The 12,877-nt window shown below is 63.9% G+C and carries 12 protein-coding genes; 2 read left to right on the top strand and 10 right to left on the bottom strand.

The window, feature by feature from the left end:
• Window positions 1-34: 34 nt before the first annotated feature.
• Window positions 35-1,336 (bottom strand): MFS transporter, encoded by a 1,302-nt coding sequence (locus CLV47_RS17805; RefSeq protein WP_106350541.1) that lies wholly within the window; start codon window positions 1,334-1,336, stop codon window positions 35-37.
• A 437-nt stretch (window positions 1,337-1,773) separates the two neighbouring features.
• Between CLV47_RS17805 and CLV47_RS17800 the strand changes: the two genes are divergently transcribed.
• Window positions 1,774-2,748, top strand: a complete 975-nt coding sequence (locus CLV47_RS17800) for an HAD family hydrolase (protein WP_106350469.1) — start codon at window positions 1,774-1,776, stop codon at window positions 2,746-2,748.
• Here CLV47_RS17800 and CLV47_RS17795 read toward each other — a convergent pair.
• The 9 genes from CLV47_RS17795 to CLV47_RS17755 form a co-directional block, all read right to left on the bottom strand.
• Window positions 2,709-3,638 carry a lysophospholipid acyltransferase family protein gene (locus CLV47_RS17795; protein WP_106350468.1) on the bottom strand — a complete coding sequence of 310 codons (930 nt, stop codon included), beginning with the start codon at window positions 3,636-3,638 and terminating at the stop codon, window positions 2,709-2,711. The genes CLV47_RS17800 and CLV47_RS17795 overlap by 40 nt on opposite strands.
• Window positions 3,635-4,681 (bottom strand): NAD-dependent epimerase/dehydratase family protein, encoded by a 1,047-nt coding sequence (locus CLV47_RS17790; RefSeq protein ID WP_106350467.1) that lies wholly within the window; start codon window positions 4,679-4,681, stop codon window positions 3,635-3,637. Before CLV47_RS17790 ends, CLV47_RS17795 begins: the two co-directional genes overlap by 4 nt.
• A gap of 41 nt (window positions 4,682-4,722) precedes the next feature.
• Complete coding sequence (locus CLV47_RS17785) at window positions 4,723-4,821, bottom strand: 30S ribosomal protein bS22 (RefSeq protein ID WP_003948845.1); 99 nt, start codon at window positions 4,819-4,821, stop codon at window positions 4,723-4,725.
• A 79-nt stretch (window positions 4,822-4,900) separates the two neighbouring features.
• On the bottom strand, window positions 4,901-5,188 hold the full coding sequence (locus tag CLV47_RS22855; RefSeq protein WP_238145497.1) for a helix-turn-helix domain-containing protein: 288 nt from the start codon (window positions 5,186-5,188) through the stop codon (window positions 4,901-4,903).
• 207 nt (window positions 5,189-5,395) lie between these two features.
• On the bottom strand, window positions 5,396-6,211 hold the full coding sequence (proC, locus tag CLV47_RS17775; RefSeq protein WP_238145496.1) for a pyrroline-5-carboxylate reductase: 816 nt from the start codon (window positions 6,209-6,211) through the stop codon (window positions 5,396-5,398).
• Window positions 6,211-7,176: a proline dehydrogenase family protein gene (locus tag CLV47_RS17770; protein ID WP_106350466.1), complete on the bottom strand. Its 966-nt coding sequence runs from the start codon at window positions 7,174-7,176 to the stop codon at window positions 6,211-6,213. The genes proC and CLV47_RS17770 overlap by 1 nt, the downstream gene beginning before the upstream one ends.
• Window positions 7,177-7,180: 4 nt before the next feature.
• On the bottom strand, window positions 7,181-8,839 hold the full coding sequence (locus CLV47_RS17765) for an AMP-binding protein (protein ID WP_238145495.1): 1,659 nt from the start codon (window positions 8,837-8,839) through the stop codon (window positions 7,181-7,183).
• A gap of 68 nt (window positions 8,840-8,907) precedes the next feature.
• On the bottom strand, window positions 8,908-10,584 hold the full coding sequence (locus CLV47_RS17760) for a class I adenylate-forming enzyme family protein (RefSeq protein WP_106350465.1): 1,677 nt from the start codon (window positions 10,582-10,584) through the stop codon (window positions 8,908-8,910).
• A 2-nt stretch (window positions 10,585-10,586) separates the two neighbouring features.
• On the bottom strand, window positions 10,587-11,240 hold the full coding sequence (locus CLV47_RS17755; RefSeq protein ID WP_106350464.1) for a TetR/AcrR family transcriptional regulator: 654 nt from the start codon (window positions 11,238-11,240) through the stop codon (window positions 10,587-10,589).
• 450 nt (window positions 11,241-11,690) lie between these two features.
• On the opposite strand from CLV47_RS17755, the gene CLV47_RS17750 reads away from it, so the two are divergent.
• A complete protein-coding gene (locus CLV47_RS17750; protein ID WP_106350463.1) occupies window positions 11,691-12,860 on the top strand; it encodes a DUF222 domain-containing protein in 1,170 nt (389 codons plus the stop codon).
• The last annotated feature ends 17 nt before the right edge of the window (window positions 12,861-12,877 follow it).

The raw sequence follows: 12,877 nt of genomic DNA, 5'->3' as shown, positions 1-12,877 counted from the left end.
GCTGCCCATCGGTCTAACTGGGCTACCCGTTGGTTTAATTGGTGGCGCGGCGCAGCGTCACGGTGGCGGCCGCAGTGACGACCAGCAGAACCGCCGTGCCCAGTAAACAGGCACGCAGGCCGGGCAGGAAGCTGGCCTGTCCGGCGATGACGGCGCCATAGACGGCGACGCCGAGCGCGCCGCCCATCTGTCGGAAAGTATTGAGTACGCCGCTCGCGGTGCCTGCTCGGGATATCAGGACGCTGTCGATCAGTAGCGAGGTGACCGGCGGGACAGTAAACGATCCTCCGACGCCGACCGGAATCATCAGGACGGCAACCAGGATCGTCGGCGTATCGCCAGGGACAGTGCATAGCAACACCAAGCCGGCTGCCATGCACAGTTGACCGCCGAGAATGGGCACGATCCGGCCGAAGCGGACGACCGTTCGCGCCACGACGGGGTTGAGCAGCGCGACCAGAGCGCTCATCGGGAGGAACAACAGCCCGGTCTGCAGCGGTGAGGCGCCGCGCAGTTGTTGGAAGTACAGGCTTTGCACAAACACGACGCCGTAGAAGCCGACCATGTTGATGAACGCCGTTAGCAGCGCAATACTGACCGTGCGGGAGCGGAACATATTCAGTGGCACCATCGGGTTACGGCCGCGTGCTTCGGCAACAAGGAAGCACGCGAAAGCGGTTGCGCTGATGACGAACGCCGCGACCACGGCCGTGCTGCCGTAGCCCAGTTCACCTCCCGCGATGATGGCGTAGGTCAGCGATGCGAGCGCAAGCACGGCACAGACTTGGCCGGTCCAGTCGAAGTGGGCTACCCGACGCGGGGAAGGCGCGACCCGCGACAGCACGAAGATCGCTGCCACCCCGACAGGCAAGTTCAGGAAGAAGATGAACCGCCAATCGAACTGTGCCAACGCACCGCCCAGGACCGGTCCGGCCGCCAAAGCCACCGATCCACCCATCGCCCAATAGGCGATCGCCTTCGACCGTCGGCGTGGGTCGTCATAGGCCTCGCGGATCAACGCCAGCGAGGTAGGTGTCACCAGCGCAGCGCCGAGGCCCTGCACGATCCGCGCGCCGACCAGCAGAGCGAGCGAGGGTGCAAGACCGCACGCAGCCGAGGCGAGGACGAAGACCACCATGCCGGTCCGGTACGCGCTACGCGCGCCCACTCGATCGGAGAACGTCCCGGCAAACAGCAGCAGCGCCGAGAAACTTAGCGTGTACCCGGTCACCACCCACTGAAGACCCGTCAGGCCGCCACCTAGATCACAACGGATGTTCGGCAGCGCGACATTGACCACTTGAGCGTCCAGCGATACGACGAAGAATCCGAGCATCGCCACAGCCAACGAAGCACGCGCACGGATCGCGGGACCCGCCGATGCGACCGGAGCCGGGACGAGCAATCCACGATCAGACAACGGAACCGGCCGCCGACAACACGCCACCACCTGGAATACCAGCAATTGACCTTGTACACATGACTGCAGTCAATGCGTCTTTGAACGCGTGAGGAAGCGGCTGTCATTACACGTACTGCCAGCACCCCCTCGTGACCGCCTGGCGATAGGGTCGTGGACGGGAATGGCCGGATCGCTGCCCATTTCCCGTCCGCACCGGATCGACGCTCACCCATCCAGGCGGCCCCACGGGCCGGAAATTGCCTTCCTGCGGCACCATTTCCGTAGCCCCGCGGATGTCCACCGGCGCCGGATCGTGTCGCATACACTCGTGACACGACAGCGCCAGTACGACGACGAGGGAGGTCAGCGCCATGGGACGGTTACGCGCCGCGATCGCCCCCAAGGGACGCGCATCGGATGCCAAGAAGCGTTCCCGCGCGGCGGGCGTCGCATCCGCGGCCGCCGCGGAGGTCGAGGCCGCGCTCGAGGTTAAGACCGATCCCACGGCCGCAGCCTTCTTCGACGTCGACAACACGATGATGATGGGCGCGTCGATCTTCCACTTCGCCAAAGGGCTGGCTGCACGCAAGTTCTTCACCACCCGCGACGTGGCCAGCATGGTGTGGCAGCAACTTAAGTTCCGGATCGTCGGCGCCGAGGACCACGACGACATGCAGTCCTCGCGGGATCGGGCACTCGAGTTCGTGAAGGGCGTCGACGTCACCGAGCTGGTGCGCCTCGGTGAGGAGATCTACGACGAGTCGATGGCCGACAAGATCTACCAGGGCACCCGGGCGCTGGCTCAGCTGCACCAAAGCGCGGGACAACGTGTTTGGCTCGTGACCGCGACCCCGGTCGAGCTGGCCGGCACGATCGCGACCCGGCTCGGCCTGACCGGCGCGCTCGGCACGGTCGCCGAACAGAAGGACGGCAAATACACCGGACGACTGGTCGGCGAGATGATGCACGGGCCGGCCAAAGCCGAGGCGATCAAGGCGCTCGCCGAGCGCGAAGGTCTGGACCTGTCACGGTGCACGGCGTACAGCGACTCGGTCAACGACATTCCTATGCTGTCCCTGGTCGGTACCGCCGTCGCGGTCAACCCGGATGCGGACCTGCGCAAAGAGGCGATCTCACGCGGCTGGGAGATTCGTGACTTCCGCACCGGACGCAAGGTCGTCAAGGCCGGCGCGGCGACGACCCTCGCCGGCGGAGTGCTTGCCGGGCTGGTGCTCGCGACGATCGGCATCCGCCGCAAGATCGTCGCCGACCGGCGCCGAGCGGACGAGCAAGCACGTCCCCTGATCTACCGGAAGATCCCTTTGCGCTGGAGAAGCAGACTGTAGATCGACTGCTGAATTGTCTCGCGGATCTGGTCGGTGAGGTTGAAGACAGTCATCGGGTCCTCGGATGCCTCTGCCCCGTAGGACGCAGTCTCGATCGGCTCGCCGAACTCGATCATCCATTTGCTCGGCAGCGGGATCACGCCGAGCGGACCGAGCAACGGAAACGTCGGTGTGACTGGGAAATACGGAAAACCGAGCGCCCTCGCGAGCAGCTTGATGTCGCCGATCATCGGATAGGTCTCCTCGGCGCCGACGATCGACACCGGAATAATGGGCACGCCGGTCTTCATCGCCGACATGACGAATCCGCCGCGGCCAAAACGCTGCAGTTTGTAACGCTCGGACCAGCCCTTGCCGACGCCTTTGAAACCCTCGGGAAACACGCCCACCAGCTCGCCGCTGGTCAACAGCCGTTCGGCGTCCGGCGCGCAGGCCAACGTATTACCGGCCTTGCGGGCGAGTTGGCCGAGGACCGGCGTGGTAAACACGAGATCGGCGCCGAGCAGCCGCAGGAACCGGTGTTCGGGAAGTTCGTCGTGGATGCCCGTCCACAGCATGAGAGCGTCGAGCGGGATCGTGCCGGAGTGGTTGGCGACCAGGAGCGCGCCACCGTCGGTCGGTACGTTCTCAATGCCGATGCAGTCGACGCGAAACCACTTCTGGTAGAGCGGTCGCAGCGCCGGCACCATCAGCGAGTCGGACAGGTCCTTGTCGAACCCGAACTCGTCGACCTCGTAGTCACCGGCGATCCGGCGACGTAAGAACGCCGCCACCTGGGACAGAGCATGCTCGAGACCGCCACCTTGGGATGCTTCGTTGTCGACTGGGTGCCCGAGACCCGGGTCATCGCGGTAGCCGGGGTTGATTGGGATTACTTTGGCATCGGTCATGCGCCGGCCCCCGCCCGCGACGAGCGGCCGGATAGTCCACGTTCGACAAGCCGAAGGGTCGACGTGGGTTGCAATCCGCGGCCCTGGATGTAATCGGCAAAGGCGTCCGCGGTGGTGTGACGTGGGACGAACCCGAGCACATCCTTCATCCGCGAGACGTCCATGACCCGCCCGAAGTTGAGAAATCGCATTTGTTCGGGCGAGAAATCTGCTAGCCCGAGCCGCCTGATCGCCCTGCCGACGAACCGCGCCGCAGGCGGTAGCACCGGCACCGACAGCCGTCCGGCGCGCCGGATCGCCTGGGACAGCAGCAAAACACCGTCGCCAGCGACGTTGGTGACGCCACGGACGCGGTCGTCTTCGCTCACCGAAACCTGGCGTAACAGCTCGACGGCGTCGTCCTCGTGCACAAGCTGAAGGCGAGCGTCGTACCCAAGAACGGTCGGTACGACCGGCAGCGCGAAATAGGACGTCAAGATGGAGTCGATCTTGGGACCGATGAAGTTGCTGAACCGAAGCACGGACACCGAGACATCTGGCCGTCGCCGTCCAAACCCGCGAACGTAGGCCTCGATTTCCGTAGCGTCTTTGGCGAATCCCGACCTAGGCACCGACTTGGGCTGCATGTCCTCGGTGAACAACGCCGGGTCGCGAGGGCTCGCGCCGTACACCGCGCTGGTCGACTTGACCACGAGTCGGCGTACGGTCTCGGACTTCTGACACGCCGCGAGAAGCTGCATGGTCCCGATGACATTGAGCTCTTTCATCGGGATGCGACCACCGTCGCTGGCCGGCGTGGACGAGATGTTCATGTGCACCACCGTGTCGACACCAGCCGCCGCTATCACCTTGCCGATAAGCGGGTTACGGATGTCGGCGCGGACAAACTCGGTGCGACCTATTCCGCCGTGCCCGGCGCGGGTCGGTGGCACCGAGTCCACGCCAATCACCCGCTCGATCGATGGATCGGCAGCCAGAGCCTGCGCCAGTCGACCTCCGAGGTATCGACTGACGCCAGTCACCATTACTACTCGCGGCGACATTTATGGGCTCCAGTTCAGACCGGGTTCGCGTCTAGCGGTGGTTACTTCTTGTTGCGACGCTGCACGCGTGTGCGCTTCAGAAGTTTGCGGTGCTTCTTCTTCGCCATCCGCTTGCGACGCTTCTTTATTACCGAACCCATAAAAATCCTTAGTTGGAGCCTAGGTAGTTAACTGGTCGAGTTTAACGTCTGGACCAAAGACGGGCGACGCCGCATGCGGTTATGCCGTCTCGATGAACGCCGAATCGAGGTATTCGTGCACGGCGCGCTCCGGCACCCGGAACGAGCGTCCGACGCGTACAGCGGGAAGTTCTCCGCTGTGCACGAGCCGGTAGACCGTCATCTTCGAAACACGCATCAACGTCGCGACCTCGGCGACGGTCAAGAAGTCGACCTTCGCCATCCGTTGCGACTGCTCTGTGTTTGCACTATCTTTCATCGTCGACTTGGTGGTCGATTTCTTGCTCTGCGCGGCATGACCTTTCTTGGCCTGCTGGTCAGCGGACATAGTTCACCTATTCCTTCGGCACGTGTCGCCCGCTGGCTTCCCCACCCGCGGCATGACACGCACGTGCTTGTTGCAGCCTAGCGTGACTACTGTGACTAATAGAAGTGAAGACTGTGTGATCGACACGACTTCGTAATACTGGACTTATCTCCCGCAGTTAGATAATGGCCCCGATTTTGGTGCGACGCCACAAGCGCACCACTCGTTTCAGGCTTTATTACCCAGTTCGACCGACCGATCGCGCGCCGCGTGCACGGCGGCCGAGATGATGTCGCGCAGTCCGCGTTCCTCGAGTACGTCGACCGCGGCGGCCGTCGTACCGCCCGGAGAGGTGACCGCCGCGCGCAGGCCCGCAGCGTCGTCCCCCGAATCACGCAACATGACCGCGGCGCCGAGCGCCGTCTGCACGACCAAGTCCCGCGCAACATCCCGCTCAATGCCGACGGATGTGGCGGCGTCGATGAGGAGCTCGGCAAGAAGGAAGAAATACGCCGGGCCGGTACCGGATACGGCCGTCACCGCGTCGAGCTGGTTCTCGGGAAGCTGCAGAACGACGCCGGTGGTGGCCAAGATTCGCTTGGCAATATCGAGGTGCTCTTGGTCGGCCTTCGCGCCCGGCGCGACGACCGCAATACCCTGCCCGACAAGCGCGGGCGTATTGGGCATGACCCGCACGACCGGGGTCCGGTCAAACGTCGCCTCAAACGTCGACGTAGCGACACCGGCGGCAACCGAGATGACCATGTGCCGGTCGGTGATGTGCGGCGCCAACGACTCGATAACCTCCGGCACCACCTGCGGCTTCACCGCGATCACGATGATATCGGCGCGGTCGGCCAAGTCCTCGAAACCGCACGAGCGAATGCCGTATGTGTCCCGAAGGTACTGCGCACGCTCAGGATGGGTCTCGCAGACGACGACCTGAGCGGTGTCGATAGCGGTGTCGCGCAGCAGGCCCGAGATGAGCGCCTCGGCCATCTTGCCGCCGCCGACGAACCCGACCACATTGTGCTTTGCTACCACTATTGCTCCTCGTGCATCTTCGGTACCGGATGAAGTGTCTCGCGCGGATAGTGACGTCGAAGCCCCTTGGCGAAGGCCAGCATCGCGGTCGGCCGGTCGGCCAGCCGCCGGCCGAGGTAACGATGCCACTGCTCGCCGTATGGCACATAGACCCGCACCGGGTAGCCGGCCGCAACGAGTCGGCGTTGCAGCGCGGCGTTGACACCGTGCAGCATTTCGAATTCGAAGCTGTCCCGCGTCCGCCCGTGCCAGGCGGCCCGTTCCTTGGCGATCGTGATCAGGCGCAGATCGTGGGTACCGAACACGGGATAGCCCTCGCCCGACATCAACAGGTTCATGCACCGCACATAGGACTTGTCGATCTCGGCCCTCGACTGGTAGGCGACGGACTCCGGTTCGTCGTACGTGCCCTTGGTCAGTCGCACCCGATAGCCGGGCCCGGCAAGCTCGGCGATATCGCCTTCGGTGCGTTTCAGGTATGCCTGTACGACGACGCCGATGTCAGGGAAATCGGGCCGCAGTCGGCGCAGGATGTCGAGCGTGCCGTCGACGTACTGGTGCGTATGCATTTCCAGCGTCACGCGGGTGCCTGCCTCCCGCGCGGCCTCGCAGATGAGCCCGGCATTGTCGTATGCCGTATGCCGGTCGAAGACCTGGCCGACCGCGCTCAGCGGCAACGCGGCCTCAACGGAGCCGGCCAGCCCCTCGACCGCGAGCCTACGAAGCATCTCCGCGTAGTTGTTGGTGACCCGTGCCGCGCCGTCCCGTTCAACGATCGGGTCGGCCAGATATTCCAGCGATATTCGCAATCCCTGCGTCGACAAGCTACGCGCGACATCAATCGCTGCCTCGAGATTTTCACCCGCCACGAATCTGCGGATCACCCCTTGCGCGAACGGCGCCTCGCTGAGCACTCGTTGAACGGCGCTGTTATCAGCAGCATCTCGAATCGCGGACCGGAACATTGCCCTAGGTTAACCGTAGTTCTCGGCGCAGAATCTTGCCGCTGGCGTTCTTCGGGAGTTCGTCGACGATCTCGACGAACCGCGGATACTTGTAGACCGCCATCTGCGCCTTGCAAAACTCCTGGATCTCCGCTGCGGTCGCCGTCTTGCCCTCGGCCAGGCTGACGACCGCCTTGACCGTCTCGCCGCGGTAGTCGTCCGGCACGCCGACCACGGCCGCTTCGCGCACGGCAGGATGCGAGTAGAGGACATCCTCGACCTCTCGCGGCCACACCTTGAACCCGGACGCGGAGATCATGTCCTTCATGCGGTCGACAATGTAGAACCAGCCATCCTCATCCATCATCCCGATATCGCCAGTATTGATGCAACGCGGGCGCGGCATCGCCTCGGCGGTGGCCTCCGGCAGTTGCCAGTAGCCAGCGATGACGCCTGGACCTTCGACCTGCAACTGCCCGACAACACCGGGTGGCAGCGGAACACCCTGATCATCAATCACTCGCGCCATCGTATTGAAGACCGGCAGCCCGACACTGATCGCGTTAGACGCCGGGTCGATCGGTGCGCGCATCCCAATCGGGACGGTGTGGGTGCCAGCCGACGACTCCGTCATGCCGTAACCGATCTGGATGTATTTGCCGAACTTCTCCTCGAAGTCAGCGACGATCTGCGGCGGCACCGGCGCCCCTCCCGAAGCGATTTGACGCATGCTCGCCAGATGTTCGCGCTTCACCGATGAATTGTTGAGCCATGCGATAAAGATCGTGATCGGTCCGGTCGTGAGGGTGAGCCGTTTGTCGCGGACTTCTTCGGCGCCGACGATCGGGTCGAATCGAAACGTCATGGCGATCGGGATTCCGGCGTACATGCCGACGAACAGGTGGTTGATCAATCCGGTGAGATGGAAGAACGGGGCGACGGCGTAGACCGCGTCGGTCGGCGTGATCTGGTTCCACATCACCTTGTTCTGGGCGGCGAAGATGAGGTTGCGGTGAAGCAGCATCGCTCCCTTGGGTTCGCCCGTCGTACCGGAGGTGTAGCAGAGCCCAGCGAGGTCCTCCGGATCAATCTGCGGAGCCGGTGGGGCCACGCCGCGGTAACGCTCGATGAACTCCTCAAGATCCGATCCACCGGTCGCTACGTCGACCGACTTGCCGAGGACGCGCTGGTCGTTACGGGTCTGGTAACGCAGTTCGCTTGTCGTCAGTACTAGAGCCACGTCCGTGTCGGGCACTACTTCGGCGGCGACGTCGTACAGGCTTTGTAAGCACACCAGGGCTTTCGCGCCGGAGTCCTTGAGCTGGTAGGCGAGCTCGCGCTGCCGGTTCATCGGGTTGATGGTCACTATTGCCGCGCCAACCTTGAACACCCCGATCATCGCGATCAAGAACTGCGGGATGTTTTGTAGATAAAGCGCAACCCGGTCGCCCTTGACGATCCCGTGGTCGGTCAGCCCTGCGGCCACGGCATCGCTGGCAGCGTCGAGCTGCGCCACCGACATATCGAAGTCGAAGTAACGGACGATAGTGGCGTCGGGGTCGCGGGCGACCGTCGCGGCGAAGACCTCCGCCAGGTTGGCGTATTCGGGCTCAAATCCGCTCGGATAGCTTGCCGGGTAGCGCTTCAACCAGGGACGTTCATCCGTGGACACCGGATCGGTCATTCGGGGCTATACCTCATCTTTTGGTGCGATCTTTTGGTGTGACTGTGTCCCGGCGAGTTGGGTTCGGGCTAAGCAGTTGTATCACGCAACTCGCGGCGCAAGATTTTGCCGGTCGTTGTCTTGGGAAGCTCATCCATGATGATGACCTCGCGTGGATACTTGTATGCCGCCATTTGCGCCTTGCAATAGGCAACCAGCTCATCCGGGCTCGCTTGGACACCCCGCTTCAAGCTCACGAACGCGCGCACGGTCTCGCCACGATACTCATCCGGCACGCCGACCACCGCCGCTTCACGCACCGCATCGTGACCGTAAAGCACATCCTCAACCTCCCGTGGCCAGACCTTGTAACCAGATGCCGAGATCATGTCCTTCTTGCGGTCGACAATGTAGAACCAGCCCGCAGTGTCCATAAAACCGACGTCACCGGTGTTGAGGCGGCCACCCGGCAGTGCTCGTTCGGTTTCCTCGGGTTTACCCCAGTACGCCGGCACGATCTGCGGGCCCTCGATCTGAAACTCGCCTACTTCGCCAACAGGTAAGACCGCCCCGTCCTCCCCGACAATCCGCACGATCGTGTTGTAGATCGGTACGCCGATGCTCAGCGCGCCCGACTCGGGGTCGACCGGCGCCGGCCGCTCGAGCGGCGCTATGTGCGCCGGAGACGTGGACTCGGTGAGCCCGTAGCACGGGTAGATATGTCGGCCGAACTTCTCCTCGAAGTCGTTCGCAACCTTCGGCGGAATGGGCGCCCCGCCCGAGTAAATCACCTTCAGTGACTCCAGCTGTTTCGCCGTAGTCGACTCGTTGTTCATCATGCTGATGAACGCCGTAATGGCTCCAGTCGTCGTCGTACATTGGTGTTCTTCGATGAGCTCGGCGGTCACAACCGGATCGAACCGGTACCCCAGTACCAACGTCATCGGCGTCAAGAATGCCGCGCCGATATGCGCAATGAGACCCGTGACGTGGAAGAGCGGCGCCACGGCGAACACGATGTCATCGCGCGTCCAGCCACTCCAGTCACGAAATCCGCGCGATGCGAACAGCATGTTGGAGTGCGTGTTGATCGCGCCCTTCGGCTCCCCCGTCGTACCCGACGTGTAGGTCAGCACTGCCGGGTCGTCCAGGCGGAGTCCAGGGTCTGCCGCCTGCTGGCCGTCGTACGCCGCCATGAACTCGACCAGGTCTTCGGTGCCGTCACTACGGACCCGCGTCGAACCGCCAAACACCCGCGAATCGTTGCGGGACTGGAAATCCAGCTCGCTGGTGGTGAGCACGATCTCAACCGCCGAGTCCGGCACGACGGCGTTTGCGACCTCTGCATAGAGCGACTCGTGGCAGATCAGAGCCCGCGCACCGGAGTCGCCAAGGAGGTAGGTCAACTCACGCGACCGGTTCATCGGGTTGATGGCGACGACTATCGCTCCCGCTTTCCAAATGCCAACCATGCCGATGATGTACTGCGGAACGTTTTGCAGATATAGAGCCACTCTGTCGCCCTTGACGATGCCTCGATCCTGGAGGCCGGCAGCGAGCGCATCCGTCAGCCGATCGAAGTCGCCGTACCGGATTTCGCCGTCGAAGTACTTGATCGCAGCGAGGTCAGGATGCGCCGCCGCCGAAGCACGCACCGCCTCAAGCACCGACTGGTATTCGATCTCGATGTCCTGCGGCTGACCCCCGTCGTACAAGGCGAGCCACGGGCGCGCTTCGTAGGGGTCCGGCGCCTCGTTGCCTGTCATCGCTACTTTGCCTCCTTCTCCACGGCCACTTCCGGCCCCGTGTATCGCATCGCGTCGAGGCTTATGGCGACGCAGCGATGCGCGATCTGCTCGGGACTGAGCTCTCCCTCGGAGTTGTACCACTGCCCCGTCGCGATGCACATCACCGATACCGCTCGCACCGCCTCACGGGGATACCGGACCGCGAACGCACCGCTTTGGATGGCGGCGAGCACGTCTTCCTCAATTCGTCGTTCGAGATCGGCTCTGCGGCGCTTGATGACGACGCGGTTCTGTGGTGTGAGGCTACGCATCTCGGTCGAACCGATGGACACTTGCGCGATCCAATGCATGTGCGACAGCGCGAGCGTCTCGACCTGGAGCTTGAACCGCTCGACCGGATCGTCGCCGCCCTCGGCGTACGCCGCTGCGCCGCGCCACTCGAGCTCGTCCATGGTGAAGCTCATGGCCGCGAACAGCATCTCCTGCTTGCCGGCGTAGTGGTGATAGATGCCAGCGACCGAAAGACCGCAGCGGCGCGCGATGTCACGAACCGTCGCACCGTCGTACCCGACCTCGTTAAACGCCTCGACCGCCGCGGCGAGCACCGGATCGACCGGGCTCGGACCGTATGTGCGCCATGAGGCATGGGTGTGGACGGCCCGAGTCGTTGGCATGTAGCAACCGTACGAGCGCTCGGTCGGTGAGTCAATCTGCCCGGAGTGACTTTGTACCCCACCGTCCGTCACGTATGGCTGCCGATCCGTCACTAATGTCCCGCCGTCCGTCACTAATGTCCCGCCGTCCGTCACTCCTGCACCCTCACGTTTCGACCCGGGTTGCGCTGCAGGCAGGCCGAACACACGCAGCGGCGCTTCGGATGGCTTCGGTTACCCGTCAAGACCGCTCGCGCACAACTCGCGGACGATCGAAGGCGCTGACCGTGGGCACTTTCCGGCGGATCGCCGGGCGCGAACTCACGGATAGCGGCACACATATTACGAATCGGCAACAGTTCGCAAGACCAGGACTACACCCGCGAAACTGTCGGCACCTCCTCATACAGTCGAACGTACGAACTAGCAACTCGGGATTGTTTCGGGAGGTGAACCGTCACGACCGACTACATGAGCCCACGCGAGCAACTCGCCACCGCCCGGCGCGACCTCGACGACGCGCTCAGCGCCTACCTCAAGACGGCGACTCCCGCGGTCCTGTCCGGACTCGGACCCCAAGGCGCGCTGGATTCGACCCGCGACTTCGAGACAGTCCGTAACCGGATCGCGCTCGCCGACCACGCCCACGTCGCGGCGTTGGACGCCACGCACGCCGCCACCCTGTTCGCGCGGCCCACCACCGCCACCCTCCTCGCGCTGACGCTACGAATCACGCCCGCCGAAGCGCGGGCCCGCGTCCGCGCCGCCGAAAACTTAGCGCCGCGGATCGCGTTCACCGGGCAGGCCATGGCACCGCTGCGGCCGGTCCTCGCGAAAAAACAAGCAGACGGCACCGTCACGCCCCCGCAAGCCGGACGGATCCTGCACCACCTCGAGGCGTTCGAGAAGAACCCCCGGATCGGCACCGCACAGATCGAGCAGGCCGAACAGATCCTCACCGACCTCACCAACACCCTCGGACCCGCCGACCTCGATACCGCCGCCGCCCGGATCCTCGACGTCCTCGACCCCGACGGCGACCCGCCATCGGACGCCGAACAGCAGCGCCGCCGCGCACTGACCCTCACCCGGGACGGGAAAATCACCGGACGACTCACACCCGCAGCGTGCGCGAAACTGCAGGCCTTAATCGACCCGCTCGCCGCGCCCCGACCCACAGGCGAGTCCGGGCCCGACCCGCGCACCGGTACCCAACGCCGCCACGACGCGTTGGAGGCGATCTGCAACCGGCTCCTCGACACCGGTCAAGTGCACGGTAAGGCCGGCACCCGGGCGACGGTCATCGTCACCATGAACGCCGACCACCTCATGACCCAGTGCGGATACGCCACCAGCACCCACGGTCAACGGATCCCGGTACGGGATTTGCTGCGGGAGGCGGCGGACCTGAAAATCATTCCCGCGGTCCTCAACACCAACGGCGTGCCGCTATTCCTGGGACGGGCGAGGCGGCTCGCGTCCGCGAGCCAGTTCCACGCCCTCATCGCCCGAGACGGTGGATGCAGCTTCCCCGGCTGCGACCTACCGCCCGAATGGTGCGACATCCACGAGCGCCGTGAGGCGCTGATCGATCGAGTGGAGGTGAGAGACCACCACCATTGCCCTGTCGTAGCAGGGTGATTGAAGCTAAGGGGCAG

The sequence above is a fragment of the Antricoccus suffuscus genome (genome assembly GCF_003003235.1).
Classification (GTDB): Bacteria; Actinomycetota; Actinomycetes; order Mycobacteriales; family Antricoccaceae; genus Antricoccus; species Antricoccus suffuscus.
The sequence above is the reverse complement of the archived record's forward strand: the minus strand, read 5'-3'. Positions and strand labels throughout refer to the sequence as shown.

Bases quoted from the DNA above. Each gene is read 5' to 3' on its own strand.
- CLV47_RS17805 (WP_106350541.1), bottom strand. From the start codon at position 1,336: ATGCTCGGATTCTTCGTCGTATCGCTGGACGCTCAAGTGGTCAATGTC.
- CLV47_RS17800 (WP_106350469.1), top strand. From the start codon at position 1,774: ATGGGACGGTTACGCGCCGCGATCGCCCCCAAGGGACGCGCATCGGAT.
- CLV47_RS17790 (WP_106350467.1), bottom strand. From the start codon at position 4,681: ATGTCGCCGCGAGTAGTAATGGTGACTGGCGTCAGTCGATACCTCGGA.
- CLV47_RS17760 (WP_106350465.1), bottom strand. From the start codon at position 10,584: ATGACAGGCAACGAGGCGCCGGACCCCTACGAAGCGCGCCCGTGGCTC.
- CLV47_RS17765 (WP_238145495.1), bottom strand. From the start codon at position 8,839: ATGACCGATCCGGTGTCCACGGATGAACGTCCCTGGTTGAAGCGCTAC.
- CLV47_RS17755 (WP_106350464.1), bottom strand. From the start codon at position 11,240: ATGCCAACGACTCGGGCCGTCCACACCCATGCCTCATGGCGCACATAC.
- CLV47_RS22855 (WP_238145497.1), bottom strand. From the start codon at position 5,188: ATGTCCGCTGACCAGCAGGCCAAGAAAGGTCATGCCGCGCAGAGCAAG.
- CLV47_RS17750 (WP_106350463.1), top strand. From the start codon at position 11,691: ATGAGCCCACGCGAGCAACTCGCCACCGCCCGGCGCGACCTCGACGAC.
- CLV47_RS17785 (WP_003948845.1), bottom strand. From the start codon at position 4,821: ATGGGTTCGGTAATAAAGAAGCGTCGCAAGCGGATGGCGAAGAAGAAG.
- CLV47_RS17770 (WP_106350466.1), bottom strand. From the start codon at position 7,176: ATGTTCCGGTCCGCGATTCGAGATGCTGCTGATAACAGCGCCGTTCAA.
- CLV47_RS17795 (WP_106350468.1), bottom strand. From the start codon at position 3,638: ATGACCGATGCCAAAGTAATCCCAATCAACCCCGGCTACCGCGATGAC.